Origin of the sequence: Streptacidiphilus sp. MAP12-20, assembly GCF_041262525.1 — a bacterium.
Classification (GTDB): Bacteria; Actinomycetota; Actinomycetes; order Streptomycetales; family Streptomycetaceae; genus Streptacidiphilus.
In genome coordinates, this window is record NZ_JBGCCK010000006.1 from 275,670 (window position 1) to 301,609 (window position 25,940).

Below are 25,940 nucleotides of genomic sequence, written 5' to 3' on the forward strand. Positions count from 1 at the left end.
CGGGAGGGCGTTCGTTCGTCCGACTCGAGACGTCAGGCGTCAGTAGATCGGCTTGTGGGGCTCGATCGTGTTGACCCAGCCGATGACGCCGCCACCGACGTGGACCGCGTCGGCGAAGCCCGCCGCGTGGAGCACCGCCAGCACCTCGGCGGACCGGACGCCCGTCTTGCAGTGCAGGACGATCTTCTTGTCCTGCGGCATCTTCTCCAACGCGTTGCCGAGCAGGAACTCGTTCTTCGGGATCAGCGTCGCGCCGGGGATGCTGACGATCTCGTACTCGCCGGGCTCGCGGACGTCGACGAGGAAGATGTCCTCTTCGTCGTCCTGCCACTGCTTGAGCTGCTTCGGCGTGATCGTGTTGCCCACGGCGGCCGCCTGGGCCTCCTCGGAGACGACGCCGCAGAAGGCCTCGTAGTCGATGAGGTCGGTGACCGTCGGGTTCTCGCCGCAGAGCGCGCAGTCAGGGTCCTTGCGGACCTTGACCTGGCGGTACTGCATCTCCAGGGCGTCGTAGATCATCAGACGGCCGACCAGCGGCTCGCCCACGCCCGCGAGGAGCTTGATGGCCTCGGTGACCTGGATCGACCCGATGGACGCGCAGAGCACGCCCAACACGCCGCCCTCGGCGCAGGAGGGGACCATGCCCGGCGGCGGGGCCTCCGGGTAGAGGCAGCGGTAGCAGGGGCCGTGCTCGGCCCAGAAGACCGAGGCCTGGCCGTCGAAGCGGTAGATCGAGCCCCACACGTAGGGCTTGCCGAGCAGCACCGCGGCGTCGTTGACCAGGTAGCGGGTCGCGAAGTTGTCCGTGCCGTCGACGATCAGGTCGTAGCCCGCGAAGATCTCCTTGACGTTGTCGACGTCGAGGCGCTCCTCGTGCAGGATCACGTTCACGTAGGGGTTGATCTCCTGGACCGAGTCACGCGCGGACTCGGCCTTGGACCGACCGATGTCGGACTGGCCGTGGATGATCTGACGCTGCAGGTTCGACTCGTCGACGGTGTCGAACTCGACGATGCCCAGCGTGCCGACGCCCGCCGCGGCGAGGTACATCAGCGCGGGGGAACCCAGTCCGCCGGCGCCCACACAGAGCACCTTGGCGTTCTTCAACCGCTTCTGCCCGTCCATCCCGACATCCGGGATGATCAGGTGGCGGGAGTACCTGCGGACCTCGTCCACGGTGAGCTCGGCTGCGGGCTCGACCAGGGGTGGCAGCGACACGGGGGACTCCGGTGGTGGTCAGGCGATGTGTTCTCCTGCCCAACAGTGCCACGCGGCGGCGTATTCCAGAGCCCCCGGTCCACGGTGCGAGACATAGCGTGAGACGAATCACGCCCAGCCGACCGGCCTGCCGGGCGCCCTCCCGCGCGCCCCGCGGAACCGCCCGGCCGGAACTTCAGACTCGGCAGGCTGTCTCCATCCAGATGTCCGCGAGGGACTCCTCCAGCGGGACCCTCGGCCGCCAGCCGAGCCGCTCCCTGGCCGTACGGATGTCGGCCTGCCGCCAGAGCACCTCCATCGGCCGGTCGGCCGCGTCGGCGCCCGAGATCGGGCTCCGGCTCTCCTCCATCAGCCGACCCTCGAAACCGGACGCCCGCACCAGCAGCGCGGCCGCGTCACGCATTCGCACGCCCGAGCCGCCGCCGATGTTGATAACGCCCGTCGCTGCGGAGACCGCGGCGGACTGGACGGCGCGGGCGACGTCCCTGACGTCGACGAAGTCTCGGAATGCGGACAGATCCGCGGTGCGCACGTGCGGCTCGCCGCGCTCGAGCGCCCGCCGCAGACCCTCGGAGAGCCGGCCGAAGAGCGAGCCCGCGGGCACGCCGGGGCCGACCACGTCGAAGATCCGCAGCACGACTGCGTCGAGCCCGGAGGACAGGGCGAGCTCGGTGCCGGCGAGCTTGGTGACGCCGTAGGGCCCGAGCGGGCGCGGCTCGGCGGTCTCGGCCGTGGCAGTGCCGATCGGCACCGGCCCGTACTCGGCGGCGGAGCCGACGTGCACCAGCCGCGCCGGATCGTGGCTGCGCCGGATCGCCTCACAGACCGTGGCGACGGCCTGGGTGTTGGCGCGGACGAGATCGCGGGGACTCCCGTAGGTAGCCCCCGCGCAGTTGACCACCACGCGCGGCATGACCGCGTCCAGGAACCGGGCCAGCGCGCCGGGGCTGCCGGCGGCCAGATCGAAGCGGATGTCGGCGGAGTCACGTCGACCGAGGACGGTGACCTGAAGCTCCGGGTCGGCGAAGAGTCGGTCGGCGACCCGACGGCCGATGAAGCCGTCGGCGCCCAGCAGCAGCACCCTCATGAGGTGGTCCTTCCGTTGTGCGGTTTGATGCTCGGTCAGGAGAAGTCGGGGGCCGGACGCTTCGGCGAGCCGGGCGGACGGTCGGGTCGAGCGGGCGGGCGGTCGGGGCGATCGGGCGGGCGCTCGTCCTGGGTGGGCTGGGCAGATTCGCCGTCCCGCAGACGGTTCGTCGCTCTTCCTTGCGGCCCGATCGCTTCCGTTGCCCCGCCGGAGGCAGTGGCCGCCGGTCCCCCGCCGTCTCATGGGGGGCGCCAGTCCAAGAGGCGTTCGCGGCGTGGACCCCGGCAGGCGAGGGCGGAACGCGCCCTACGCGTCGCGGGCCGACGGGCCGCCGGGCGCGCGGTGGGAGGTCGGGCTGAGCAGGGTGACCCAGGCGTAGGGCAGCAGTAGTACTGCCGTCAGGCCGCACGCCCAGCCGGACACGTCCGCGTGGGCGGCCGGTATCGCCCGAGCGATACCGGCCGAGAGGCAGCAGCCGGCCAGCGCCAGGAGCGCGGCACGCTGCCGCCCGCAGTGCCAGAGGAGCAGCGTGAACAGCAGCGCCGTTCCCGCCAGGCCCTGGGACAGCCAAGCCGCACCCGTGCCAGCACCCGCGGTGAGCCCGCCCTCGCCGCGCGGCAGCGCCGAGGCGGCGACCGTGAGCCCGGCGAGCACCGCCAGGAAGAGCCCGGCCGTAGCAGGCAGCACCGGACGCATCCGGGAACGGAACTCCCTGGCGGACCGGGCCAGGGAGTGTCCCCAGCCGATGTGCCGGAACCAGCGGGCGCACCAGTCGGCCAGGCCGGCAGCCGCCGTCAGAGCGATCTGCGGCGGTCCGACCCCCTGCACCAGGGCCAGCAGCGAGCCCAGACCGAGAGCCAGCAACGCACGCCGCCACAGCGGGGCCCCACGGCCCAGCACCAGCGCCACGGCAGCGGCGTAGGCCGCGATCCGGGCACCGAGCGGCACGTGGAGACCGAGCGCCGCCGAGAGAGCCCACAGCAGCAGCGCGACCCCCAGCAGCCACCCGGCGATCGCCAACGCCGGGCGGGCCCGGCGGCGCCAGGGGCTCTCGCTCCGGGCGGGGGCGACGGCACGTCGGGGCACCCGCGCGTACATCTCCTCCGCGAGCGAGAAGACATCAGCGTGCCGATAGCGCCCGGCCGCGCCGGGGCCGATGCCGGACCGCTCCAGCACCTCCGCGATGTCGAGCGGATCCACCGCGTCCGCGCAGAGCTCCTGATGACGCTCCATCAACGCATGCACAGGATCCGCCACCGATCGGGGCCGGGGCGGAACCGTCGACGGCCGGGCCGGACGCGAAGACGCGCCGTGCCGGCCGGGCCCGGAGCGCGCGGCGGCGGCCTGACCGGCCCCGCTTGCGCCGCCGTGCCGGGGAGTCGAGCCACCGCGGGCGGCATGACGTGGCGTCATCGGGCAGGCACCCCCTTCGGAAACGCGCCGACCCAGTACTCGGCCGGACGCGCGAAGGGCTGCGAGTCCGGCTCCGGAGCGGGTGCGGGCAGCTCGGCCGCGAGCTCGAGGTAGAGCGCGCGGAAGGCGTCGATGGCCGGCTCGACCGCGTACAGCTCCTGGGCACGCAGCCGCCCGGCGTGGCCCAGCCGGGCCCGCCGCTCCTCGTCGCCCAGCAGGGCTGCGCAGGCGGCGGCGAGCGGGGCGGGCTCCCCGACGGGAACCAGCAACCCCGTCGGACCGAGCACCTCGCGGGCGGCACCCGCGTCGGTGGCGACGAGCGGACGCCCGCTGAGCTGCGACGCCGCGAGCAGCTGCGGCCGGACGCCCTCGCTGCCGGAGAAGACCAGCACCGTCGCGTGCTCGTAGACCGAGCGTAGCCGCAGCGGCGTGCCGTCGAAGGAGACGGCGTCCGGCGCCGAGTCGAAGAGGTGCTTGGCGAGGGCCCGGCAGTGGGCCTCGTACCCGGCCGCGCCTACGGGCGCCTCGCCGTGGACGCGGAGTACGGCCGTGGGCACTTCCTCGCGGACAAGGGCGAAGGCTCGCAGCATCGACTCCAGCCCACCGCTGGGCTCGATCGGCCCGAGCCAGGCGAGGATCGGCCGCTCGGGCTCGGTACCGACCGGTGGCTCGTCAGCGAGCGGCGTGGCCTCGTAGACGACCCGGATCCGCTCGCGCTGCGCGCCGCAGTACTCCTGCCAGCGCTGGTCGAAGGCGCTGCCCGGCGTGATCACACCGGCCTGGGCGTAGGCCTCCCCCGCCAGCAGACGGTGGAAGGCGAGCAGCAGCGCCCGGACCGGCCGCCGGTAGCGGGACTCGCGGTATCCGCGGTAGCGCTCGCGGAGGTGCAGGCTGTGCTCGGTCAGCAGCATCGGCAGCCCGAGCAGACGCTTGGCCGCGAGCGCGGCGAGCACGCTCGGGGCGCCCCCGACGACATGGCAGACGTCGACGCCCGCAAGCGCGCCCCTGGTGCCGTACCAGGACAGCGAGAGCGGGCGCAGGGCCTGCTCCAGTAGATCGGCTGCCACCAGGACGTCCTGCACCAGCGGCACACCGGCGTCACCGGGACCGGCGGCGATGGCAGACGCGGAGCCGAGCCACGCCTGCTCGAGCGTCCGCACGGCCGCGCCGGACCTCAGCAGAGCGGGCAGCCCGCCCGCGCGCCCCGCCTCGGCGAGGGCGTACAGCGCCGGTGCGAAGCCGGCGGCGGCGCGAGCGTCGACCAGCGCGCGAACCAGCTCGCCGTACGCGGCGAGCGCGGCCCGCCGTCTGCGCCCGCCGAGGGGCGGCGCGACCCGGCGGGGCTCGGCGTCGCTGGGAGACAGTCGTACGAACTCGTGCTCCGCGAGGGAGGCCGCGAGCCTGTCGCTCCAGGCGACGGAGGTGGCACTCTCGGTGACCAAGGCGATGCGCATGGGACCTCCGGTCCGGAAGCGGGGACGACGTCAGCGGCATGTTGAGCGCAGCCGGAGAGGCCCCACCCGGCCGCCCAGCCCGGCTGGACCGACCGCAGACTCCCCCACCACGCATACGGCGGCCGCTGGTGAACCCCGACGCGGGGACGCGTGTTCGGCCGACGGCACGAAACTACGTCGCAGCACTGACACGGAGTCGGCCATCCGGCCGCCTACCACCCGAAGGAGTGAAGCCCCCCGTGGTTGCACCTCCACAGGCGGGAGCGAACGCAACCGCGGGCGCGCTACTCCGCGGCAGCGAGGTGTTGCTGACGTGCCGTGAGCTCGGTCAGCAGTTCCTCGAACCGGGAAGCGACCAGTTCCGGGTACTCCATCATGGCGACGTGGCCGGCCCGCGGCAGGACGAAGAGGCGCGAGTCGGCGAAGGCCTTCGAAGCGCGGCGGGCCATGCGGTATCCGACGAGCTTGTCCTTCAGGCCGTAGACCAGCAGCGTCGGGGCGGTCACCCGCTCCGCCTGGCGCCACAGCGACTGCTCGCCACGCTCCGTGTAGGCGCGGACGATGCCGCGCGCGCTGCGGGAGAGGACGTCCAGGGCATACGGGAGCTCCGCCCGGCGCCGGTACTCCGCGACCATCAGCGCCCGCCGCTCGGGCGGGATGAGGCCGGGGTCGCCGTAGCAGAGGTCCATCAGAGCCTGCGTCTGCTGCTCCAGCGCCTGCCCCCGGGAAGCGCGGCGGATGAGCCCGGCCGCGCCGGGCATGCCGAGCAGCGCCGTCGGCCACGCCGTCGTCTGCGGCGGCAGCTCGGGCAGCGCCGGAGAGATCAGGGTCAGGGTGCGGACCAGGTCCGGCCGGAGCGCGGCCAGCCGCGTGACCACCGCGCCGCCGAGCGAGTTGCCGAAGAGGTGGACCGGGCCGCGTCCGCTCAGCTCGATGAAGTCGATCACCGCCCGCATGTGTGCGTTGAGCGAGAGGTCCGCGTCGTCCGGCGGCGGGGACTGGCCGAAGCCGGGGAGGTCGAGCGCGTGGCCGTCGACCGTCCCGGCCAGCTCGGCCATGAGCAGTTCCCAGTTCCGCGTGCACCCGCCGAGCCCGTGCACGAAGAGCGCCGGAGGCAGGCCAGGACGCCGCGGCGGCTGCGCCTCGGCGTACAGGGGACTCCCTGGCACTTGGAGTTCGTGCAGCCGGTCGCTGCCCGTTGCGGTCTCGGCCTCGAATGTCTCGCGCAGTCCACTCATGAGGACGATGCTAAGAGTGCGGTGTCGCGAGGGCACCGGGATCCGCGCCAGGGAGGCCGCCATGACCGAGGTCAACGACGCCGCGCTCGACTCCCTCGAGGTCGCCGAGGCGGACGAGCGACCGGAGGTGGAGCCGGAGGACGAGATGGACGCCCAGGCCGTTCCGGAGCTCACCGAGGACGATCTCGCACTGGAGTCACCCGTCGCGGACACCCTGCAGCAGAAGGTCGAGGTTCGAATCGACGAAGACGAGTACCGCTAGCCAGGCACCTTGTGGAATCCTCACAAGCCGTGGACCGTACTTTCTCGCCTCGACCTGCGGCGCTGGGGATTACCCACAAGTAGGATGGCGGCGAGTACGACCCGAACGGCCCCGGGCCACCCGGTGCCGCCGAGAAGTTGAGTGAGGAGCACCGTGACGGCGATCCAGGACACGGCTGAGCGCCCCCGCGGCACTCGCCTGCCGCGCAGTGCCCGTCGCAACCAGCTCCTGGGCGCCGCCCAGGAGGTCTTCGTCGCCCAGGGCTACCACGCCGCGGCGATGGACGACATCGCCGAGCGCGCCGGCGTCAGCAAGCCGGTGCTGTACCAGCACTTCCCCGGGAAGCTGGAGCTCTACCTCGCGCTGCTGGACAAGCACTGCGAGGCGCTGGTCGACGCGATCCGCACCGCGCTCGAGGCCACCACGGACAACAAGCTCCGTGTGCTGGCGACCACCGAGGCCTACTTCGCCTACGTCGCCTCCGAGTCCGGCGCGTTCCGACTGGTCTTCGAGTCGGACCTGACCAACGAGGACGCGGTCCGTGAGCGCGTCGAGCGGGTCACCAGGGACACCGCCACGCTGGTCAGCAAGGTGATCGCCGAGGACACCGACCTGCCCGAGGAAGAGGCCATGCTGCTGGCCGTCGGCGTCTGCGGTCTCTGCCAGATCACCGCCCGCTTCTGGCTCGCGCAGGGCAGCACCATTCCGCAGGACGAGGCGGTCCGCCTGGTGTCCAGCCTTTCCTGGCGTGGCCTCAAGGGCTTCCCGATGCACGGCGGGGACACCGCGCACTGATCCATCAGGCCGTATCGTGGGGCCGTACGGCGCGCGGCCGGTCCGGTCACGCGTGGAACGACGAACGCCTGTTTGATGGGGCCGGAGGGACGAAGCCGTGGAGGTCAAGATCGGCGTGCAGAACGCGGCTCGGGAGATCGTTCTCGAGAGTGCGCAGACTGCCGACGAGGTCGAGAGCGCGGTCGCGGCGGCGCTGGACGGCACTGCGAAGCTGCTGAAGCTGGCGGACGAGCACGGACGCAAGATCCTTATCCCGGCCGAGCGCCTGGCCTACGTGGAGATCGGCGAGCAGGCGCCGCGCAAGGTCGGCTTCGGCACGCTCTGATCGAACGATCGAACGAAGAAACACGGAACGCCCCGATTTCCTCCTCGAGGAGGAAATCGGGGCGTTCCGCATGTCTCGGTATGTCCTGGACGCGTTCTGGGTAGGGCTTTCTCGACCGCACTGACGACAGGCAGGAGGCCATGACCAATGAGCATGACCGTCGAGCTGATCGCATTCTCGATCGCCGGCCTGGCCATCGGCCTCGGCGCCGCCGTGCTGCTGTCCGACCTGTTCCCCGCGCCCCGAGTGGTCACGGTGCTGACGGGCCTCTGCTCCGCGCTGCTGCTCGGCGGGATCGCCCACACCGCCTTCGGCGACGGCCACCCGGTGCAGACGGTCGTCTGCGCCGCGCTCGGCTCAGCCGCGATGGTGTCACTGCTGGCCCGCCCGGACCAGCGCTCAGCCCGCCACCATCCGAAGCACGCGTAGCGAATCCGCGAATTCGTCGGCCGGCTAGGACGCGAGGCCGAGGGCGGCCATCCGGCGGGTGTGGGCCTCGGTGATGCGGTTGAACATCTTGCCGACCTCCACCAGGTCGAATCCGCGTACCTCGACGCCGCCGATCAGCAGGTTCGACAGGGCGTCGCGCTCCGCGACCACCCGCTGGGCCTGGCTCAGGGCCTCGCCCATCAGTCGACGGCCCCAGAGGGCCAGCCGGCCGCCGATCCGCGGGTCGGCGGCGATCGCCTCGTGGACCTTCTCCACCGCGAACTCCGCGTGGCCGGTGTCCGCCATCACGCCCAGGACCAGTTCACGGGTGTCGTCGTCGAGCCGGACCGCGACCTCGCGGTAGAAGTCCGCCGCGATCGAGTCGCCGACGTAGGCCTTGACCAGGCTCTCCGGCCAGTCGGCCGGGGCGGTCATCCGGTGGAAGGAGTCCAGCGGCTCGGCGAAGGGCTGCATCGCCTCCGCCGGGACGACGCCGACCTCGGCCAGGCGGTCCCGCAGTTGCCGGTAGTGGCCGAACTCCGCTGCGGCCATCCCCGCCAGCGCCGCCTTGTCCTCCAGAGTGGGCGCCAGCTTCGCGTCCTCCGCGAGACGTTCGAACGCACTGAGTTCGCCGTAGGCCAGCGCACCGAGCAGGTCGACGACAGCGGCACGGTACTCCGGATCTGCCGAGCAGCTCGCCCAGTCACCGATCGACGGGTACACGGCAGCGGACTCATCGTTTCCGGCAGCGGCGGTGTTCGCGGCGTTGTCGGCGTTCACAGCGATTCCGGCGTCGTCGACGTTCACAGCCTTCTCCCCGGACCCCACGGACTCGTCCTTGCTTGCTTCAGGCGTCTCCATAGGCGGCACCTTAGTGGGCTCAGGTGGCCTCAGAACGCACGAAAGCGGGCGTGAACGCACCCGATGTCGTCCGCGTCACATGTTCGATCTTCACCTTGCCGGTATGGTGGTAGGGAGGCCTGGCGTGTTCCGCGATTCGGAAACGCGCCGCGCCTCACGTACGCGGATGCCCGGTCGGTCGCACGATCGGCTCCGACCGACCCCGCAGTGGCCGAGCGAGGGCCGCCGCAGACCGCGCAGACGCGGTCCCGCGCCGGGCCTCCCATCAATGCCTCTCACTGCGCTGCGTCGCGTCCGCTCCCCAGGGACGGGTCCATGGACGAAATGGCCCCGCGACGCGCCGCCGCGTGAGCTGGCCGCGAGGAAACCGGTTGCGGTCTGCGCGCCCTTCTCCATCGGGCGCCCGGCCCGCCCCGCGATCGGCCGCACCACTTTTCGGAAGAGGCACCGTCCTGACTACGTTCCGTGAACTCGGAATTCTTTCCGAGACCGCAGAGGCCCTCGAGGCCGTCGGTATCATCACTCCCTTCCCGATCCAGGAAATGACCCTCCCGGTCGCCATGAGCGGCCACGACGTCATCGGCCAGGCCAAGACCGGCACCGGCAAGACCCTGGGCTTCGGACTTCCCATCATCGACACCGTCCGCGTCGCCGCCGACGTGGACGCGGGCCGGATCACCGCCGCCGAGCTGCCGACCGCGCCCCAGGCGCTCGTCGTCGTGCCGACGCGCGAGCTCTGCACCCAGGTCACCAACGACCTGCTGGTCGCCGGCAAGGTGCGCAACGTGCGCATCCTCTCCATCTACGGCGGACGCGGCTACGAGACCCAGATCGAGGCGCTCGAGCGCGGCGTCGACGTCATCGTCGGCACGCCCGGCCGTCTGCTGGACCTCGCCCGGCAGCGCAAGCTGAACCTCTCCGAGGTGCGCGTCCTGGTCCTGGACGAGGCCGACGAGATGCTCGACCTGGGCTTCCTGCCCGACGTCGAGAAGATCATCGACATGCTGCCCGCGCAGCGTCAGACCATGCTGTTCTCGGCGACCATGCCGGGCGCGGTCATCAGCCTGGCCCGCCGGTACATGAACCGCCCGACGCACATCCGCGCCACCGCGCCGGACGACGAGGGCGCCACCGTTCGCTCGGTCTCCCAGCACATCTACCGCGCGCACTCGCTCGACAAGGTCGAGATGGTCTCGCGGATCCTGCAGGCCGAGGGCCGCAACCTGGCGATGATCTTCTGCCGGACCAAGCGGACCACGGCGGACGTCTCCGAGCAGCTGACCAAGCGCGGCTTCGCGGCCGGCGCGGTCCACGGCGACCTCGGCCAGGGCGCGCGCGAGCAGGCGCTGCGCGCGTTCCGCAACGGCAAGGTCGACGTGCTGGTCTGCACCGACGTCGCCGCCCGCGGCATCGACGTCGAGGGCGTCACGCACGTCATCAACTACCAGTGCCCCGAGGACGAGAAGACCTACCTGCACCGCATCGGCCGTACCGGTCGCGCGGGCGCTTCGGGTACCGCCGTCACCCTGGTGGACTGGGACGACATCCCGCGCTGGGGTCTGATCAACAAGGCGCTGGACCTGAAGCTCAGCGAGCCGGAGGAGACGTACTCGTCCTCCCCGCACCTCTACGAGCAGCTGCACATCCCGGCCGGCACGAAGGGCGTCTTGCCCCGAGGTGAGCGGACCCGGGCCGGCCTGGACGCCGAGGTGATCGAGGACCTCGGCGAGCCGGGCGGCGGCCGCCGCAAGCCCGCGCGCGACGCGGACCACGAGCGCCCCGCCGGCCGACGCGACCGCGACCGCCCCCGTCGTGGCGGGCGCGGCGGCTCGGACGCCCAGGAGCAGATGCCCGCCACGGAGCGCTCAGAGCGCGCCGAGCGCGGCACGGACAGCGCTGTCTCCGGCACCGGCTCCGACGCGCCGAAGCGCCGTCGTCGGCGCACGCGTAATGGCTCGGACGGCCCGGTCGAGGCCGTGCAGGCGCTGGCCCCGTCCGTCGCGGTGACCGCCGAGGCCGACGCCTCGGGCACGGATTCCGCGCCGGAGCAGGCCCCCGCCGAGCCGCGTCGCCGCCGTTCCCGCGGCTCGAAGCCCGCGCAGGTCGCGGAGACCGCTACCGAGGCCGTGACCGCGGCTCCGGCCGAGGTCGCCGCGCCGGTGGCGACGGAGGAGGTCGTGACGGAGGCAGCTCCGACGCGTCGTCGCTCCCGTGCCGCCGCGAAGCCGGCCGAGTCGGAGACGGCTGTCGAGGCCGTCGAGACGGCCGAGACGACCGAGCCGGTTGTCGAGACGGCTCGTGCCCCGCGTCGTCGCGCTCGGGTCGCGCAGGCGGAGCCGGTCGCGGCTGACGCCCCCGTGACCGCCCCCGCCGAGTCCGCCGAGTCCGCCGAGTCCGCCGACGAGGCTCCCGCGCCGCGCAAGCGGACCCGGGCTGCCAAGGCGACCGCCGAGGTTGCACCGGTGGAGGCCGTTGTCGAGGCCCCCGTGGCCGAGGAGACGCCGGCCCCGCGCCGACGCACCCGCGGGGCCAAGGCGACGCAGGAGGTCATGGCTGAGGCCGTGCCCGAGGCCGCCGCGCCGGTCGAGACGGTTCAGGACGAGGCTCCGGCCGCGCCCCGACGCCGTACTCGCGCCGCCAAGGCGACGGCTGAGGCCCCGGTCTCCGCCCCGGCTCCGGTCGAGGCCGACGTGACCGAGGCGACTCCGGCGCCGCGCAAGCGCACCCGGGCCACCAAGGCGACCGCCGAGGTTGCACCGGTGGAGGCCACGACGGTGGCGGCCACGACGGCGGACACCGCCGCCGAGGCTCCCACCCCGCGCAAGCGCACCCGCGCCACCAAGGCGACCGCCGAGGCGGTCACGGCGGAGGCTCAGGCCACCGTCGAGGCCGCGCCGGAGCAGGCTCCCGCCGAGCCGCGCCGCGGTCGGACTCGGGCCGCGAAGGCTCTGGCTGAGCCCGTCGACGAGGCGCGGTCCGTCGTGGCCGCCGCCGAGCCGACGGCCGTCGCACCGCGCAAGCGGCGTCGGGCCACGTCCGGAGTGACCGACCCGGCCGCCAAGGTCGTCAGTCAGTCCGCCGAGGCGCCCGTCGAGGCCGCGCCCGCTCCGGCCGACACCACGGCAGTGCCCGCACCGCGCAAGCGGCGTCGGGCTACCTCCGCGGTGACAGACGCCACGGCGAAGGCCAAGACGGCACCCGTAGCGGAGAAGGCCGAGAAGGACGTCCCCGCCCAGCGTGCGGAGGCGACCTCCACCGACGCCGACGCCGACGCGGAGCGCCCCAAGCGCAAGCGCCGCAGCGTGCGCCTGGCCGAGGCGGCGGCCGCCGCCGCAGCGGCGGAGTCCGGGCGGGCGTAACGCTCCCACCCCAGGCGCGGCGGGTTCACAGGGCGTTCGACCCTGTGAACCCGCCGCGCCTTTGCTTTTCCCGAGCTCCTGGCCTCGGCCGTTCCCGGCTACCTGCGCGTCACATCCCCTCGATACGCTCGCAGACGCACGCCGCACCGCGCTCCGCCGCACTGCCAGGAGGTTCCTCCCGATGAGCACGCCGCCCTTTCTGACCCTGCCCGCCTGCGCGAGCAGCACGCGTCTGCGGACGGCACGCGGCGAGTTCGCCGCGCTGCACGCCGTGCCGCAGGCGCGGCCGGCGACGGCCCTCGCCCTGCTCGTTCCCGGGTTCACCGGGAGCAAGGAGGACTTCATCGCCCTGCTGGAGCCGCTGGCCGAGGACGGGTACGAGGTCGTCGCCATCGACCAGCGCGGACAGTACGAGACCGGCGGACCCGAGAACGTAGACGCCTACGCGCTGGAGGAGCTCGGCCTTGACCTGCTCGCCGTCACCGCCGAGCTTCGCGAGCGTGCCGCCGGACGACCGCTGCACCTCGTCGCGCACTCCTTCGGCGGCTACGTCGCCCGCGTGGCCGCCCTGCGCGCAAGCGGCCCGGCCCTGCCCTGGGCGTCGCTGACCCTGATGAGCACCGGCCCGGCCGCGCTGGACGACTCGGAGACCGAACGGGCGAAGCTGCTGCTGGCCGCCCTCCCGGTGATGACCTTGGAGGAGATCTGGCGCGCGATGCAGGAGATGGACGCGGCGAGCGGCGCATCGGTGCAGCTCAGCGCCGAGATCGCCGACTTCCTGCACCGTCGCTGGCTGGCCAACGTGCCCGCCGCGCTGACCGCGATGGCGCAGCAGCTGATCTCCGAGCCGGACCGCGTCGACGAGCTGGCCGGGCTCTCCCTCCCTAAACTCGTCCTGTCCGGTGAGCGCGACTACGCGTGGCCGGTGGAGTTGCAGGCGCAGATGGCGCTGCGGCTCTCGGCCGAGCACATCGTCATTCCGGGCGCAGGTCACTCACCGAACGCGGAGCGGCCCGCGAGCACTGCTCTTTCACTGTCTGCCTTCTGGTCGAACGTCAGTTGACGGTTCGTCAGTTTTCTTCTGCTTCATCCCGGAATACCGCCGGGCGAGTGAGTCGTTGGACCCTTCGGAGAACGCAAAAGCAGTGCAACCAGTGAACAACTGTGGCGAACTTCGACACGAGCGCTTAACGGTTTGCTAACCACCCCGAAGCAGGCCTCGCGCACTCTGGTCATCACCAGGAGAAGGGAGAGGCCCATGCGATTCGAGATCTTCCGCCTCAACGAGGCGGGCGGCACCGCCGAGGACGCCCTGATCGCCGAGGCGGACGCCGTCCGCGGCATCATCGACAACGCCGCCGCGACGGGCGAGCGGCTCTACATCCGGCCGGTCGAAGCGGCCGGCGCGGCCGCCGCCGGAGCGTCCACCTTCTGACCGCACCCGGCAGGTCCCCCGGCCGGGTGATCGTCCTTGACGGACCGGGTCCGACGGAGGACCGTGGTCGTCTATGAGGGGTGAGCCCAGTTGCCCGAGGTGCGGGGGCCGAGTCCGCGCCCCGGGGCTGTTCACCGACACCTGGCAGTGCGACGCGCACGGAACGGTCTATCCGCTGCAGCCCGTCGTCCCGCCGAGCGTCGAGGCACTGGGCGTCGCGGTGGCGCGCGCGGAGGTTCCCGTCTGGCTGCCGTGGCCTCTGCCGGTGGGCTGGCTCTTCACGGGGATCGCTCACGCCGGTGACGACGTCTCCGGCACCCGCGCGACCGCCGTCGCCTGCTCCGGCCCCGGTCCGCTCGGCGGTCCGGGTGAGCTGCTGCTGATCGCCGAGGAGCTCGGCGTCGGCCTGGGCGCGCGCTACGCCGGCCTCTCCGGCCCTGATCCGGGGGACGCCATCGCCGTGCACCAGGCCCCGCATGCGAAGGTGCTGGCGGCCGGGCGGCCGACCGCGCTCTGGCATGTTCCCAACGCCCCGGACGACCGAGCGGTCTTCGTGGGCGAGGCACGCGGGCTCTGGCTCTGGGCGGTGGTCTGGCCAGAGCGCTCGGGCCTGCTGATGTACGACGAGCTGGTCCTGACCGACTTGCGCGACGCGGGCGCGGAGCTGGAGCTCCTCCCCTGCGGAGCCCTTTCACCGCGCATCCTGCAGTAGCGGTCCAGCCCCTCAGCGGAGCCTCGCTGTGCCGCGTCGCCGGACTCCGGCCGCGCCAGGGCCGACGACCTACGGTCCGTCACTCCCGCCACCGCTCGTCCCCGGCCGATCACGGCTGCCCGTAGGCTGGAGGAACACCCCGCAAGCCCCGCCCCGTCCCCAGGAGTCACCCCCGTGCGCATCGATCTCCACGCACACAGCAACGCCTCGGACGGGACGGACTCCCCCGCCGAACTGGTCCGGAACGCGGTCGCCGCCGGGCTCGACGTCGTCGCGCTGACCGACCACGACACCACCGGCGGGTACGCCGAGGCCATCGACGCCCTGCGCGGCACCTCGCTCACGCTCGTGCCCGGGGCAGAGCTCTCTTGCCGGGTCGAGGGAATCTCCATGCATCTGCTGGCCTACCTGTTCGACACCGAGGAGCCCGCGTTCGCACGCGAGCGGGAGCTCGTCAGGACGGACCGGGTGCGGCGGGCGCAGGCGATCGTCGAGCGCTGTCGGGCGCTGGGTGCGCCGATCGACTGGGAGCAGGTCCGCCGGATCGCCGGCCGGGGCGCGGTCGGCCGTCCGCACATCGCGTCGGCGCTGGTGGAGGCCAAGGTCGTGGCAAGCGTCGACGATGCGTTCACTCCCGAATGGCTGGCCAACGGCGGGCGCGCGGACGTGCCCAAGCGGGAGACCGATCCCGTGGAGGCGATCGCGCTGGTCCGGGGCGCGGGCGGGGTGCCCGTCTTCGCGCACCCGGGTGCGTCGAAGCGCGGCCGGACCGTCTCGGACGCGGTGATCGCCGAGCTCGCGGCGGCCGGACTCGCCGCCCTCGAAGTCGACCACATCGACCACGATGAGCCGAGCCGCGCCCGGCTGCGCACCCTCGCGAGCGATCTCGGGCTTCTGGTGACCGGTTCCTCCGACTACCACGGCAGCCGAAAGACCGTCAGGCTCGGTGCGAACACGACCGATCCGGCCGTCTACGAGGCCTTGATCTCCCAGGCGACGGGCGCGAAGCCGGTCACCGGCTGAACCGCCGCGGGGATCCCGACACCCGCACTCGCGACCGACGCACCGGCGTGCGATCAACTGCTAACCTCTGGCGACTTTCGACGGGCGCACGCATGCGCCCACTTCATCAGGGGCGGGATCACCATGGCAATTCGCCGTGCGAAGCAGAAGCAACAGGTCATCGAGAAGCTCTCGCAGGTCGCTCCGGCGGGCGAGACCTTCATCGCGTGCGTGCACGTGGAGACCGGGCCGAGCCCGTGGCTCAACGCCCTCTTCGACGAGGTCCCGGTGCTCGGGCTCGTCGTCGCGCTCACCAGGAAGTTCTACTTCCTGACGCTGACCAACACCTCGGTCGTCGTCAACACCGCCAACCGGTTCACCAACCGTCCCGGGGAGGTCGTCATGGCCTTCCCGCGCGAGGCGTTCCCGGTCAGCCGGATCAAGCGCGCCTCCGTCTGGAGCTCGATGTACGTCGAGCTGAACCCGGGTGCGAAGCCGACCCGTCTCAACATCAACCGCTACTGGCGCACCGAGCTGGACCAGCTCCTCGGCGCGCTGCCGCAGGCGCAGATCCCCGCCCAGGGCGGCGCGGTGCAGACTCCGGCCGACTTCCCGCGGGGCTGAGTCGCCGTCAGTCGCCGAGCGGTACGGACCTGCGCGCCTGGTCGCGCAGGTCCGTGCCGTGGCGCAGCCAACGCTCCTGAAGTTCGGCGGCGCCGTGAACGCGCTTGTGGGCCGCCTCGTTCGGGGTCATCGGCAGCAGCGGCAGGAAGCGGACCGGTTCGGCCGGTTCGGGCAGTTCGAGGTCCTCGACCAGACCGCCGGGCTCGGCGACGAGGAAGCCCGTGAAGGGCGCGCCCGGCCAGAGCGGCTCACCCAGGTCCAGCGAAGCACCCGGTGCCACGATGAGCCCCTCCACCTGCGGCGAGGCCGCGAGGGTGGCGAGCGGGCGGAGCAGTTCGTCGCGTCCGCCGCGGATGGTGACGACCAGCTCGGCACGCGGGCCCGCGATCGGGTCGGCGACGACGGCCGTCGGATCGGCCATCGGCGCCGCCGACATGCCGAGGGTCGCGTAGCGGAAGAGACCGTCGGCCTGCGGGAAGCGCAGCACCTCGATCCGGTCCGTCCCCAGGAAGGTGACCGCGGCGCGGCCGTCCGGCTCGCCGAAGGTGCTGATCAGACGGGCTTCGACGGCGGTGAGAACGGCGTCGGGCGCGGAGGAGTCGGGCGAGGCGGCAGGGTGCGACATAGGCCAGAGCCTACGACTTCCGTCCGGCCCGGATGATCAGCAGGAGGCCGGCGAGGATCATCGCCACGGCCGGGTAGACCGCGACGGGCGGCAGCTGGCCCAGCCAGACGGCGGCGATCAGCGCGGCTCCCGGGGTCTCCAGCAGGATCGCCGTCGAGACGAAGGACGGGCCGAGCGTGCGTACGACGCGGTTGCTGAGCGAGTGGCCGAGGAACTGCGCGGACGCGGTGAGCAGCAGGATCTGCCACCACGCGGTCGCGCTGTAGCCGGACAGCCGCTGGCCGGAGAGCAGGCAGGCCACCAGGAGCAGCGCGGCCGTCGTCGCGTAACAGACGAAGGTGTAGGCGGTGGTGCTGACGGTCCGGCGGACCTCACTGCCGAGCAGGAAGTACCCGGAGGCGGCCATGCCCGCGCCGAGCGCCAGCAGGTCGCCCAGGACGGCTCGGGACGACAGTGTCAGGTCGAATCCGGTCAGCAGGACGACACCGGCGAAAGCGAGCCCGATGCCGACCCAGACCACGCGCGGCGGCCGGTGACCGCGCAGGCGGAGGTACAGGGTCGTCCAGAGCGGCGTCGCGGTGCAGAGGGCGGTGGAGGTGGCGACGGAGGTCAGCCGCAGGCTGGGCAGCCACATCGCGAAGTGCAGCGCGAGGAACCCTCCTGCGGCGAGCGACAGCAGGACGGTGCGGCGGCTCATGGCCCGCAGCTCGGCGCGGTGACGGAACAAGGCGATCGGGGCGAGGACGCCGGTGGCGATGCAGTTGCGCCAGAACGCGATCGCGACCGCGGGCGCGGCGATCGCACTGATCAGCGGCGCGGAGAGCGCGACGCCGGCGACCGCGAGCGCGAGCAGCACGAAGTCGATGCGCGGCACGAGGGCCAGATCAGGGTGCGCGGTGGCCGACGTCGTCACGGGCTTCGTCACGGACGCGGGCGCACTCTGAGCGGTGCTCGACACGGGCTGCTCCTCGGATGTACCCAGTAAGGGGCATTTCGATATTAGGGGACTGACCCGATCCACTTCTACGCGCATCCACGGCTACCGGGGGCAATCGAGCAGTTGCACCTCCCAGGGGCGCGGGGAACTGCGCGACAAGCCACCGGTGTGCGGATGGTCCTCAACGCGCAGGGCCATCCGCACGCAGTGGGTTGCTCGCGCAGTTCCCCGCGCCCCTGGGAGGTGCATCCAAAGGTCGGAGCAGACGCAATACGCTGTGTGCATGAGTGCTGAGCTGCTGGACCGCGCCCTGGTGGAGGAGGCGGCCAAGAAGTCCGGACTGCTGTGGGTGCGCAGCGACGGAGGGCGGGACCACGCGCTGTGGCACGCCTGGGTCGGCGACGCAGTCGTGGTCGTCGGCGACGGCGGCGAGCAGCCCCTCGGTGGGCTGGCCGAGGGTGTGAACGCGGTTGTCACACTGCGCAGCAAGGACAAGTGGGGCCGACTGGTCGCCTTCCGGGCCGCCGTCGAACTGTTGACTCCGTTCACGGCCCCCTGGCAGGCCGCCGTCGACGAGCTGAAGACGAAGCGGCTGAACTCCCTCGACCACGAAGGCGTCACCGACCGCTGGGCCGCGGAGAGCCGCGTGCTGCGCCTGGTGCCGCAGGGTCTCAGCGTCGAGAATCCGGACGCCATGCCCGACAGCGACCACGCGGCCGTGCCTGTCCCCACCGCCGCCACGACCCGTGAGCCGGTACCGGAGGGCCTGCCCAGGCTGCTGCTGCGCCGCAAGAAGAAGCGGTAGCGCGCGAGGAGGAGCTCGTCTGAAGCTGGCCCCGGCTCGTGTGACCTGGTGCACGCCACCGGCGGGTCAGCGGGTGAGCCGCGCGGCCGTACCATTCCGTTATGGCATCCGACACTCAGGCGACCCCCATCGAGGAGTCCGTGCGCGCCGCTCTGGCGACGGTGCAGGACCCGGAGATCAACCGGCCCATCACCGAGCTCGGGATGGTGAAATCGGTGGCGGTGGACGCCGCAGGCGCCGCGAAGGTCGCGGTCTACCTGACGGTGTCCGGCTGCCCCATGCGCGAGACGATCACCAGCCGCGTCGTGGACGCGGTCTCCGCCGTCCCCGGCATCTCCTCGGTCGACGTCGAGCTCGACGTGATGAGCGCGGAGCAGCGCCAGGAGCTCGCAGCGCACCTGCGCGGCGGCCAGGCCGAGAAGGAGATCCCCTTCGCCAAGCCGGGCTCGCTGACCCGCGTCTACGCGGTCGCGTCCGGCAAGGGCGGCGTAGGCAAGTCCTCGGTGACGGTCAACCTGGCCGCGGCGCTGGCGGACCAGGGCCTGAAGGTCGCGATCGTCGACGCCGACATCTACGGCCACAGCGTGCCGCGCATGCTGGGCGCGGACGGCCGGCCGACCCAGGTCGAGAACATGATCATGCCGCCGTCGGCGAACGGCGTGAAGGTGATCTCGATCGGGATGTTCACGCCGGGCAACGCGCCGGTGGTGTGGCGCGGTCCGATGCTGCACCGTGCGCTGCAGCAGTTCCTGGCGGACGTGTACTGGGGCGACCTCGACGTCCTACTGCTCGACCTGCCGCCGGGCACGGGCGACATCGCGATCTCGGTGGCCCAGCTGGTGCCGAACGCGGAGATCCTGCTGGTCACAACCCCGCAGCAGGCCGCGGCGGAGGTCGCGGAGCGCGCGGGGACGATCGCGCTGCAGACGCACCAGACGATCGTCGGCGTCATCGAGAACATGTCGGGCATGCCGTGTCCGCACTGTGGCGAAATGGTCGACGTCTTCGGCACGGGTGGCGGCCAGACCGTCGCGGACGCGCTCACGCGCGCGACCGGCGCGAAGGTGCCGGTGCTCGGCAACATCCCGATCGACGTCCAGCTGCGCCAGGGCAGCGACGAGGGCAAGCCGGTCGTCCTCTCCGACCCGGACTCCCCCGCGGGCGCGGCGCTGCGCGCGATCGCGCAGAAGCTTGCCAGCCGTCAGCGTGGGCTTTCGGGCATGTCGCTGGGACTGACCCCGCGCAACAAGTTCTAGTTCAGGCACAAGGGCCAGTTGCAATCACCTGGGGGCGCGGGGAACTGCGCGAGAAACCACCCTGTGCGGATTGCCCTGCGCGTTGAGGACCATCCGCTCGCGGTGGCTTTTCGCGCAGTTCCCCGCGCCCCTGATGGTGCAACTGGCCCTCCGTCGTGACCTGTCGCACCCACGCCGCGGAGCCGGAGATCAACAGAGCCCCGCGTCCCTGGCTGGCTGCGACTGACTCGATAGCCGAAAGGCTACGCGCCGTAGCCCGTGAAGTCCGAGACAGTCGTGAAGCCGAGGCCGTAGGCGCTCACGCCGCGGCCGTAGGCGCCGAGGTGGACGCCGGGGGCGTCGCCGGCGAGGACCCAGCCGTATTCGGACTCGCGGTAGCGGAACGCCTGGGGCGTGCCGTTCACCGGGAGGGTGAGCGAGGACCAGCCGGGGCCGTCGATGTCGTCGGCGAGGTCCCAGGCCAGGGTCGTCTGCTGGTCGAGCCAGTCCTGGCGCAGCGAGCGCTCCATCGGGGCGTGTTCCGTCGCCGCCAGGAGCCCCGAGCCGGCCAGCCACGCGGCGGAGGCCACGGACGTCGCCTCCAGCATGCCGGTGCCGTTGTCGAGGCGTCGCGCCTCCCTGCGGGCGACCGTGACCACGACGGCGAAGCGTCGGCCCTCGGCGGGGTCCTGCGCGAGGTAGGAGCGGACCGGCTCGTCGCCGTGGCCGAGAGAGCCGTAGTCCACGACCCGACCGTCGGTCGACGTGCCCGTGGCGCCGTACCAGCGGCGGCCGGTCCAGGCGTCGTCGAGGGCGTACCAGGGGAAGTCCGCCTCCGCGAACCCCGGCGCCTTCGGCCCGACAGGCCGCGCGGGCGCCGTCTCGGCGTGCTGATCTCCCACGGCGTGGCTCGTCGTGTCCATACCGGCCCTCCTCCTACTGGTCCGCCCCGGCAGAACCATACCGGGGCGGAGCGGGCCGATCGCGTACCGCAGCCGCGGCGGGAAGATCAGGTCGCGTCGAGGTCGTAGGGCGGACGCTCACCGTTCGCCAGCGGCGGGGCCGCCGGCGCTGCTGCAGCTGGGGCCGAGGACGCCGGCTGATCCGGGGCGACCTTGGCCAGCGGGTCGTTGCGGACCGACTTCACCGCGGCCGTCGCCTCGGCCGCGTCACGGGCGAAGCCGTTCTTCAGCTCCTGGATCTCGTTGAGCCCGAACTCCTCGCCGTGGCGCGAGAGCTGCTTGCGGACGAAGGTCTTCGGGTGGAGGTCCTGGAACTCGAAGTCCTGGTACTCGGGGCCGAGCTCCTTGCGGATGTCCTCTTTCGCACTGTCCGAGAACTCGCGGACCTTGCGGATGAAGCCCATCACGTCCTGGACGAGCTTGGGAAGCTTGTCGGGGCCGAAGATGACCACGGCAAGCACCACCAGCGCGACCAGCTCAAGTGGTCCTATGTCGAAGAACATGCCGTGGGCTCCCCTGGTGACGTGATGACGGCTCCAGCGTAATGGCCCGGACGCCCGGGCGGACCTGCCCCCCGGTGAACCGCACGTGTGAAAACCGGTGACCTGGCCGGGCTCAGGCGCGGGTGAACGTGGTGTCCGAGGGGGCCGCGACGAGTTTGACGACGATCGGCAGGCTCTGCCCGCCCCGCAGCACCGTGAGCACTGTCTCACCGCCCTGCTTGCGTCCGCGGACCAGGCCGATCAGGTCATCCGCGTCGGTCACCGCCACCGTGTCGACCGCGGTGACGATGTCGCCGGAGCGCAGCGGCGAGTGCGCGCGCTGGACGGAGGTGACCTTCGCGCCGCCCTGGAACTCCCGGTCCAGGGTCACCCCGATGCTGGGCGGAGCGGCCTTGCCGGTGTTGATCAGCTGGCCGGCGACTGAGGTCGCCTGGTCTATCGGGATGGCGAAGCCCAGGCCGATGCTGCCACTCGCGCTGCTGCTGCCGAAGGGATCGGAGCTGTCGGGGTCCGAGGTGCGGATCACCGTGTTGATCCCGATCACCGTGCCGCTGGCGTCGAGCAGCGGGCCGCCGGAGTTCCCCGGATTGATCGGGGCGTCTGTCTGGATGGCGTCCAGGTAGGAGCGGCCCGGGGGCGCGTCGAGGCCGCCGGAGGCGATCGGCCGGTCCAGCGCGCTGACGATGCCGGAGGTGACCGTGCCGCGCAGGCCGAAGGGCGCGCCGACGGCCATCACCGGGTCGCCGATCTGCACGTCGTCCGAGTCGCCGAGGACGGCCGGGTCCAGTCCGGAGACCCCGGTGACCCGCACGACCGCCAGGTCGCTGCCCACGTCCCTGCCGACGATGGCGGCGGGGTGGTGCTGACCGGTGCTGAAGGTGACCGTCACCTTGCCGTCCTGGCCCTGCGGCGCGACGACGTGGCTGTTCGTAAGGATGTTCCCGTTCGCATCCAGCAGCACGCCGGTACCGGTGCTGCTGGCACCCGAGATGCTGACCTGCAGGTAGACCACGCCGGGGAGGGTGGCCCTGAGCACGGTGGCGGCGTGGCTGGACTGCTTGCCGGCCGTGGGCGCCGGGGCCTGGTGCAGAGTGAGGCGACCGCCCTGGACCGCGCTCTCGATCGCCACGCCCAGTCCCCCGCCTACCAGACTGGCGAAGACCACGACGACCGTGACGATCGTCAGACCACGCGGTGAACGCAGTCGCAGCGGGGGACGCTCGCGGGGCGTGGGGGTCGGTCGGCAGTGGTACTGCGGGTCGCGGCGGTGCCGGAGGCGACCGATGCGGGAGCGCTGACCGGGAACACCGGCGCCGTCCGAGCTGTACGGGCCGTGCCCGCCGTCCGGCGGAACCCCCTGCTGTGGCGTCGAGGATGCCGCGAGCGACCGGAAGATGGCCTCGCGCTGCGCACCCGTCCCGTCGGGGTGGCTCCACCACGACGGCCCGGACCGGTCGCCGCGCTCGGGAGCCGCCTGGCGCTCCTCGACGTGCTGCTCCGCTGCCATGCCGACCTGCTCCTCACGCCCGCTTCCACGGCGATTGAAACAGGTTTGAGGTGTTCCGGGCTATGGCTCAGAACATCTTCGCAGCTAACGAACAGATGACCCGAGCATCTGCGGCACCCCGAAACACCCGGAGGTCAGCGGAGCTGACCCGCCGGGAACACGGTCGGGGCCGAGGTGGGATGGGCGAGCGCCACCGGACGGTTGGCCGCCGGACCCACCCGCGCGTCGGAACCGGTGCTGTCGAGGGCGAGCCGGCCGCCGGCCGGGGCGTAATTGCCCGTGCCGGAGAGCGGGGAGACCCCCGAAGGCGCCTCCGAGGTGGCCGAGACGCCCGTCAGGGCGCTGCTGAGGGTGACCGCCGCGACGGAGAATGCTCCGGCCGCCGCGAAGACCAGCCGCCGCCCACGCGGGGCGGAGGAGGCCGGGGAGACCGGGACCGCGGGTGCGGGCTGCGTCGGCAGCAGGCCGACGCCCACGCCGCTGCGCAGACGGGCGGCGATCGGGCGTTCGCCCTCCCCCTCGTCGCCGCTCTCACGGCTGCGGTACCGCTCGCGGCGGGCCCGCGGGTCGACGCCGGGGACCGGATGCTCCGCGCCGAGCGCGCCGGAACCGAAGCTGCTGCCGCGCAGACCCCCGCTGCCCAGCCCGCCGGACGTGCCGAAGGCGGCGCTCGAGCCCGAGCCCCCGAAGAGGGAGCGCACGCGCCCTGAGCTCATCGAACCGGGCGGCGGCGGGCCCGCGTCGTGGTCGTCGCGGTCGTCCGAACCGGCGATCGCGAGCAGCCGGCTCGTGAAGATCATGCTCGGCTCCGGCGGCGGCACCTCGCGCAGCCGCGACTTGAGCCGACGCTCCGCCTCCGCCTCGGCCAAGCAGCCGCTGCAGGTGGCCAGGTGCGCCTGGACGCGCTCCCGGGCGACGTGGTCGAGCTCGCCGTCGATGAAGGCGGCCAGGCGGTCACCCAGGTGGTGCTCCTGCGCAGCCGGTGCGGGAACGGCCACGGAGACCGGCGTCACGCGCAGCTCTGCCGCCTCCGGCCGCGGGGACCGACGAGGCTCTTCGTTCACGACGATCGCCTCCCGTCGAGCGCATCCGCGGCCAGCAGTTCGGCCTCGGCGTCGACGTCCACGCCGGCGCGGCGCTCACGGCCCTCGCTCGCGCCGGGGGCGCGATGCTGCAGGGCGGCACGAAGGTGCGCGCGGCCGCGGTGGATCCGGCTGCGGACGGTGCCGAGCTTCACACCGAGGGTGGCGGCGATCTCCTCGTAGGAGAGCCCCTCGATGTCACAGAGCACGACGGCAGCGCGGAACTCGGGCGCGAGGGTGTCCAGCGCCTGCTGGACGTCGGCGTCGAAATGGGTGTCGTGGAAGTGCTGCGCCGGGGAGGGCTCGCGGCTGGGCAGCCGCTCGGCGGCGTCCTCGGCCAGGGCGTCGAAGCGGATCCGCTGCTTGCGGCGGACCATGTCCAGGAACAGGTTGGTCGTGATCCGGTGCAGCCAGCCCTCGAAGGTGCCGGGCGTGTAGGTGGAGAGCGAACGGAAGACCCGGACGAAGACCTCCTGGGTCAGGTCCTCGGCGTCGTGCTGGTTACCGGTCAGGCGGTAGGCGAGGCGGTAGACCCGGGTGCTGTGGGTCTGGACGATCTCCTCCCAACTGGGAGGGGTCCAGGCAGCCGCCGCGCTCTGCTCGTCGAAGGTGGCAGTCTGTCCGTCCACGACGGGCCGACCGTTCGAATCCGTCTGGACGACGGGCGCGTACTCGGGCTGCGACTCACTCATCACGGGCTTCGGCGTACGGTCCGGCGCGGGGCCGCGAAAGTGCCGCGAACGAGCGCCCCCCTCAGCCACACCTCCTCGATCGGCTCTTCTGCCTAGCAGGGCCACCACCATATCCGCACCACCCGTTAGCACCGGATAAAAGCCAATCACCATACGACCCACCTGCGACGTTGTGTACACGCCCGGTGTGTCGCGGACCTCGTCGACCGCGTTCACACGCGGCACTCATCTGTTTCCAACGGCCGGGCGTTGATCCCGGTTCCGCCCGGCTCCACTAACCTGTGGCCAGAAATCGACATGGACCGGCACGGATCGGCACGGCTCAGCGACTCGGCACGGCGAGGCACAGCTCAGGAGGAAGGCATCAGCGGCTACGGGGAAGCGGACGCGACCGTCGCCGACGCCTACGCCGTCGAGGACGCGGTGCTGCAACGCGCCCGTGAACTGTCGGAGCTCTCCTCGGTCCGCCCTGTCTCCCCTGGCAGCGGGGCCGCGCTGCGACTGCTCGCCGCGGCGACGGCGGCGCGCGCGGTGGTCGAGATCGGTACCGGCACCGGTGTCTCCGGCATCTGCCTGCTGCGCGGCATGCGCCCGGATGGCGTCCTCACCACCGTCGACGTCCAGCCCGGCCTGCAACGACAGGCACGGGACGCCTACGCCGCGGCGGGGTTCGCCGCGAGCCGGGCCCGGCTGATCCCAGGACCGGCCCTGGACGTCCTGCCCCGGCTCGCCGACGGACAGTACGACCTGGTCTTCTGCGACGGCGATCCGGCCGAGTCGATCGGCTACCTTGCCGAATCGTTGCGCCTGCTCCGACCTGGTGGAACGGTCTGCTTCGAGGGCGCGCTGGGCGTGCGGACGCACGCGATCCGCGAGCTCGTGCGCACGGTGCGGGAGCACCCGGACCTGGTACCCGCGCTGCTGCCGGTCGGGGACGGCCTGCTCGCCGCCGTGAAGCGGTAGACGTCCGCACCGGCCTACGGGAAAGGCCGAAGGCCCTTGTTCCTCGCGGAACAGGGGCCTTCGGCGGAAGACTTGAGCGGAGGTGCAGCTCAGCCGCACACCTTCTTGAGGGCGTCACCAAGCGCCTCGGCCTCGTCGGGCGTCAGCTCGACCACGAGCCGTCCCCCGCCCTCAAGCGGAACGCGCATGACGATGCCCCGCCCCTCCTTGGTCACCTCAAGCGGGCCGTCGCCCGTCCGCGGCTTCATGGCCGCCATGCTCGTTCCCCTTCCTGCACCTGCTCCACCGGAACCCGCGGCCCGTCCACCGCTGGGTTTCGAACGCTCTGATCGGAGAACCAGTATCCCGCATTCAACGGTCCGATGACCAACATCACTCATCTCGGCAGCCCCGGGGGCCACTCCGTGCACGTCCT

26 protein-coding genes and 2 pseudogenes are annotated in these 25,940 nt (G+C 72.2%); 13 read left to right on the forward strand and 15 right to left on the reverse strand.

What is annotated here, in order from left to right:
- Positions 1 to 39 precede the first annotated feature (39 nt).
- From moeZ to ABIA32_RS10580, 6 genes and pseudogenes are all read right to left on the reverse strand, one after another.
- Positions 40 to 1,218: an adenylyltransferase/sulfurtransferase MoeZ gene (gene moeZ, locus ABIA32_RS10555; RefSeq protein WP_370093735.1), complete on the reverse strand. Its 1,179-nt coding sequence runs from the start codon at positions 1,216 to 1,218 to the stop codon at positions 40 to 42.
- A gap of 175 nt (positions 1,219 to 1,393) precedes the next feature.
- Positions 1,394 to 1,504: pseudogene (locus ABIA32_RS10560) on the reverse strand (reductase); the annotation flags it as partial.
- Positions 1,487 to 2,548 (reverse strand): annotated as a pseudogene (locus tag ABIA32_RS10565) (NAD-dependent epimerase/dehydratase family protein); the annotation flags it as partial. The pseudogenes ABIA32_RS10565 and ABIA32_RS10560, both read right to left, overlap by 18 nt.
- A gap of 63 nt (positions 2,549 to 2,611) precedes the next feature.
- Positions 2,612 to 3,538 carry a hypothetical protein gene (locus tag ABIA32_RS10570; protein WP_370093736.1) on the reverse strand — a complete coding sequence of 309 codons (927 nt, stop codon included), beginning with the start codon at positions 3,536 to 3,538 and terminating at the stop codon, positions 2,612 to 2,614.
- A gap of 176 nt (positions 3,539 to 3,714) precedes the next feature.
- Complete coding sequence (locus tag ABIA32_RS10575; RefSeq protein WP_370093737.1) at positions 3,715 to 5,172, reverse strand: glycosyltransferase; 1,458 nt, start codon at positions 5,170 to 5,172, stop codon at positions 3,715 to 3,717.
- Positions 5,173 to 5,456: 284 nt separating this feature from the next.
- The gene (locus tag ABIA32_RS10580; RefSeq protein ID WP_370093738.1) at positions 5,457 to 6,410 is read right to left on the reverse strand and encodes an alpha/beta fold hydrolase; all 954 of its coding nucleotides are present in this window, start codon (positions 6,408 to 6,410) and stop codon (positions 5,457 to 5,459) included.
- 61 nt (positions 6,411 to 6,471) lie between these two features.
- Between ABIA32_RS10580 and ABIA32_RS10585 the strand changes: the two genes are divergently transcribed.
- The 4 genes from ABIA32_RS10585 (at position 6,472) to ABIA32_RS10600 (ending at position 8,221) form a co-directional block, all read left to right on the forward strand.
- Entirely contained in the window at positions 6,472 to 6,672 is a 201-nt protein-coding gene (locus ABIA32_RS10585) for a hypothetical protein (protein WP_370093739.1), read from the forward strand.
- A gap of 153 nt (positions 6,673 to 6,825) precedes the next feature.
- Entirely contained in the window at positions 6,826 to 7,467 is a 642-nt protein-coding gene (locus tag ABIA32_RS10590; protein ID WP_370093740.1) for a TetR/AcrR family transcriptional regulator, read from the forward strand.
- A gap of 97 nt (positions 7,468 to 7,564) precedes the next feature.
- Positions 7,565 to 7,792 (forward strand): DUF3107 domain-containing protein, encoded by a 228-nt coding sequence (locus ABIA32_RS10595; RefSeq protein WP_370093741.1) that lies wholly within the window; start codon positions 7,565 to 7,567, stop codon positions 7,790 to 7,792.
- A 147-nt stretch (positions 7,793 to 7,939) separates the two neighbouring features.
- Positions 7,940 to 8,221 carry a hypothetical protein gene (locus tag ABIA32_RS10600; RefSeq protein WP_370093742.1) on the forward strand — a complete coding sequence of 94 codons (282 nt, stop codon included), beginning with the start codon at positions 7,940 to 7,942 and terminating at the stop codon, positions 8,219 to 8,221.
- A 24-nt stretch (positions 8,222 to 8,245) separates the two neighbouring features.
- On the opposite strand, the gene ABIA32_RS10605 is transcribed toward ABIA32_RS10600, so the two are convergent.
- Complete coding sequence (locus tag ABIA32_RS10605; protein WP_370093743.1) at positions 8,246 to 9,082, reverse strand: ferritin-like fold-containing protein; 837 nt, start codon at positions 9,080 to 9,082, stop codon at positions 8,246 to 8,248.
- 542 nt (positions 9,083 to 9,624) lie between these two features.
- Here ABIA32_RS10605 and ABIA32_RS10610 point away from each other — a divergent pair.
- From ABIA32_RS10610 to ABIA32_RS10635, 6 genes are all read left to right on the forward strand, one after another.
- Complete coding sequence (locus ABIA32_RS10610) at positions 9,625 to 12,441, forward strand: DEAD/DEAH box helicase (protein ID WP_370093744.1); 2,817 nt, start codon at positions 9,625 to 9,627, stop codon at positions 12,439 to 12,441.
- A 181-nt stretch (positions 12,442 to 12,622) separates the two neighbouring features.
- Positions 12,623 to 13,504, forward strand: a complete 882-nt coding sequence (locus tag ABIA32_RS10615; protein WP_370093745.1) for an alpha/beta fold hydrolase — start codon at positions 12,623 to 12,625, stop codon at positions 13,502 to 13,504.
- 195 nt (positions 13,505 to 13,699) lie between these two features.
- The gene (locus tag ABIA32_RS10620; RefSeq protein WP_370093746.1) at positions 13,700 to 13,876 is read left to right on the forward strand and encodes a hypothetical protein; all 177 of its coding nucleotides are present in this window, start codon (positions 13,700 to 13,702) and stop codon (positions 13,874 to 13,876) included.
- Positions 13,877 to 13,949: 73 nt separating this feature from the next.
- Positions 13,950 to 14,588: a DUF6758 family protein gene (locus ABIA32_RS10625; RefSeq protein ID WP_370093747.1), complete on the forward strand. Its 639-nt coding sequence runs from the start codon at positions 13,950 to 13,952 to the stop codon at positions 14,586 to 14,588.
- 174 nt (positions 14,589 to 14,762) lie between these two features.
- Complete coding sequence (locus tag ABIA32_RS10630; protein ID WP_370093748.1) at positions 14,763 to 15,611, forward strand: PHP domain-containing protein; 849 nt, start codon at positions 14,763 to 14,765, stop codon at positions 15,609 to 15,611.
- Between the two features lie 123 nt (positions 15,612 to 15,734).
- Entirely contained in the window at positions 15,735 to 16,214 is a 480-nt protein-coding gene (locus ABIA32_RS10635) for a hypothetical protein (protein ID WP_370093749.1), read from the forward strand.
- A gap of 7 nt (positions 16,215 to 16,221) precedes the next feature.
- Here the strand turns inward: ABIA32_RS10635 and ABIA32_RS10640 are convergent, their stop codons facing one another.
- Positions 16,222 to 16,839, reverse strand: a complete 618-nt coding sequence (locus ABIA32_RS10640; RefSeq protein ID WP_370093750.1) for a suppressor of fused domain protein — start codon at positions 16,837 to 16,839, stop codon at positions 16,222 to 16,224.
- 10 nt (positions 16,840 to 16,849) lie between these two features.
- A complete protein-coding gene (locus tag ABIA32_RS10645) occupies positions 16,850 to 17,797 on the reverse strand; it encodes a DMT family transporter (RefSeq protein WP_370093751.1) in 948 nt (315 codons plus the stop codon).
- 262 nt (positions 17,798 to 18,059) lie between these two features.
- Here ABIA32_RS10645 and ABIA32_RS10650 point away from each other — a divergent pair, with 262 nt between their 5' ends.
- Both ABIA32_RS10650 and ABIA32_RS10655 read left to right on the forward strand, forming a co-directional pair.
- A complete protein-coding gene (locus ABIA32_RS10650) occupies positions 18,060 to 18,581 on the forward strand; it encodes a hypothetical protein (RefSeq protein WP_370093752.1) in 522 nt (173 codons plus the stop codon).
- Between the two features lie 101 nt (positions 18,582 to 18,682).
- On the forward strand, positions 18,683 to 19,837 hold the full coding sequence (locus tag ABIA32_RS10655) for an Mrp/NBP35 family ATP-binding protein (protein WP_370093753.1): 1,155 nt from the start codon (positions 18,683 to 18,685) through the stop codon (positions 19,835 to 19,837).
- A 242-nt stretch (positions 19,838 to 20,079) separates the two neighbouring features.
- On the opposite strand, the gene ABIA32_RS10660 is transcribed toward ABIA32_RS10655, so the two are convergent.
- From ABIA32_RS10660 to sigE, 5 genes are all read right to left on the reverse strand, one after another.
- Positions 20,080 to 20,739 carry a hypothetical protein gene (locus ABIA32_RS10660; RefSeq protein WP_370093754.1) on the reverse strand — a complete coding sequence of 220 codons (660 nt, stop codon included), beginning with the start codon at positions 20,737 to 20,739 and terminating at the stop codon, positions 20,080 to 20,082.
- An 86-nt stretch (positions 20,740 to 20,825) separates the two neighbouring features.
- Entirely contained in the window at positions 20,826 to 21,281 is a 456-nt protein-coding gene (locus tag ABIA32_RS10665) for a sec-independent translocase (RefSeq protein WP_370093755.1), read from the reverse strand.
- Between the two features lie 112 nt (positions 21,282 to 21,393).
- Positions 21,394 to 22,788 carry a S1C family serine protease gene (locus ABIA32_RS10670; RefSeq protein WP_370093756.1) on the reverse strand — a complete coding sequence of 465 codons (1,395 nt, stop codon included), beginning with the start codon at positions 22,786 to 22,788 and terminating at the stop codon, positions 21,394 to 21,396.
- A gap of 134 nt (positions 22,789 to 22,922) precedes the next feature.
- Positions 22,923 to 23,852 (reverse strand): anti-sigma factor, encoded by a 930-nt coding sequence (locus ABIA32_RS10675; RefSeq protein WP_370093757.1) that lies wholly within the window; start codon positions 23,850 to 23,852, stop codon positions 22,923 to 22,925.
- A complete protein-coding gene (gene sigE / locus ABIA32_RS10680; RefSeq protein ID WP_370093758.1) occupies positions 23,849 to 24,673 on the reverse strand; it encodes an RNA polymerase sigma factor SigE in 825 nt (274 codons plus the stop codon). Before sigE ends, ABIA32_RS10675 begins: the two co-directional genes overlap by 4 nt.
- A 186-nt stretch (positions 24,674 to 24,859) precedes the next feature.
- Between sigE and ABIA32_RS10685 the strand changes: the two genes are divergently transcribed.
- Entirely contained in the window at positions 24,860 to 25,525 is a 666-nt protein-coding gene (locus tag ABIA32_RS10685) for an O-methyltransferase (RefSeq protein WP_370093759.1), read from the forward strand.
- An 89-nt stretch (positions 25,526 to 25,614) separates the two neighbouring features.
- On the opposite strand, the gene ABIA32_RS10690 is transcribed toward ABIA32_RS10685, so the two are convergent.
- Positions 25,615 to 25,782, reverse strand: a complete 168-nt coding sequence (locus ABIA32_RS10690; RefSeq protein ID WP_075003713.1) for a DUF3117 domain-containing protein — start codon at positions 25,780 to 25,782, stop codon at positions 25,615 to 25,617.
- Positions 25,783 to 25,940: the final 158 nt, after the last annotated feature.

Excerpts from the sequence above, each read along its gene's own strand:
- ABIA32_RS10655 (WP_370093753.1), top strand. The coding sequence starts at position 18,683 with ATGGCATCCGACACTCAGGCGACCCCCATCGAGGAGTCCGTGCGCGCC.
- sigE (WP_370093758.1), bottom strand. The coding sequence starts at position 24,673 with ATGGTGGTGGCCCTGCTAGGCAGAAGAGCCGATCGAGGAGGTGTGGCT.
- ABIA32_RS10615 (WP_370093745.1), top strand. The coding sequence starts at position 12,623 with ATGAGCACGCCGCCCTTTCTGACCCTGCCCGCCTGCGCGAGCAGCACG.
- ABIA32_RS10570 (WP_370093736.1), bottom strand. The coding sequence starts at position 3,538 with ATGGAGCGTCATCAGGAGCTCTGCGCGGACGCGGTGGATCCGCTCGAC.
- ABIA32_RS10585 (WP_370093739.1), top strand. The coding sequence starts at position 6,472 with ATGACCGAGGTCAACGACGCCGCGCTCGACTCCCTCGAGGTCGCCGAG.
- ABIA32_RS10610 (WP_370093744.1), top strand. The coding sequence starts at position 9,625 with ATGACCCTCCCGGTCGCCATGAGCGGCCACGACGTCATCGGCCAGGCC.
- ABIA32_RS10685 (WP_370093759.1), top strand. The coding sequence starts at position 24,860 with ATGGACCGGCACGGATCGGCACGGCTCAGCGACTCGGCACGGCGAGGC.
- ABIA32_RS10650 (WP_370093752.1), top strand. The coding sequence starts at position 18,060 with ATGAGTGCTGAGCTGCTGGACCGCGCCCTGGTGGAGGAGGCGGCCAAG.
- ABIA32_RS10600 (WP_370093742.1), top strand. The coding sequence starts at position 7,940 with ATGAGCATGACCGTCGAGCTGATCGCATTCTCGATCGCCGGCCTGGCC.
- ABIA32_RS10605 (WP_370093743.1), bottom strand. The coding sequence starts at position 9,082 with ATGGAGACGCCTGAAGCAAGCAAGGACGAGTCCGTGGGGTCCGGGGAG.
- ABIA32_RS10620 (WP_370093746.1), top strand. The coding sequence starts at position 13,700 with ATGCGATTCGAGATCTTCCGCCTCAACGAGGCGGGCGGCACCGCCGAG.
- ABIA32_RS10665 (WP_370093755.1), bottom strand. The coding sequence starts at position 21,281 with ATGTTCTTCGACATAGGACCACTTGAGCTGGTCGCGCTGGTGGTGCTT.
- ABIA32_RS10635 (WP_370093749.1), top strand. The coding sequence starts at position 15,735 with ATGGCAATTCGCCGTGCGAAGCAGAAGCAACAGGTCATCGAGAAGCTC.
- ABIA32_RS10660 (WP_370093754.1), bottom strand. The coding sequence starts at position 20,739 with ATGGACACGACGAGCCACGCCGTGGGAGATCAGCACGCCGAGACGGCG.
- ABIA32_RS10690 (WP_075003713.1), bottom strand. The coding sequence starts at position 25,782 with ATGGCGGCCATGAAGCCGCGGACGGGCGACGGCCCGCTTGAGGTGACC.
- ABIA32_RS10670 (WP_370093756.1), bottom strand. The coding sequence starts at position 22,788 with ATGGCAGCGGAGCAGCACGTCGAGGAGCGCCAGGCGGCTCCCGAGCGC.
- ABIA32_RS10575 (WP_370093737.1), bottom strand. The coding sequence starts at position 5,172 with ATGCGCATCGCCTTGGTCACCGAGAGTGCCACCTCCGTCGCCTGGAGC.
- ABIA32_RS10580 (WP_370093738.1), bottom strand. The coding sequence starts at position 6,410 with ATGAGTGGACTGCGCGAGACATTCGAGGCCGAGACCGCAACGGGCAGC.
- ABIA32_RS10640 (WP_370093750.1), bottom strand. The coding sequence starts at position 16,839 with ATGTCGCACCCTGCCGCCTCGCCCGACTCCTCCGCGCCCGACGCCGTT.
- ABIA32_RS10625 (WP_370093747.1), top strand. The coding sequence starts at position 13,950 with ATGAGGGGTGAGCCCAGTTGCCCGAGGTGCGGGGGCCGAGTCCGCGCC.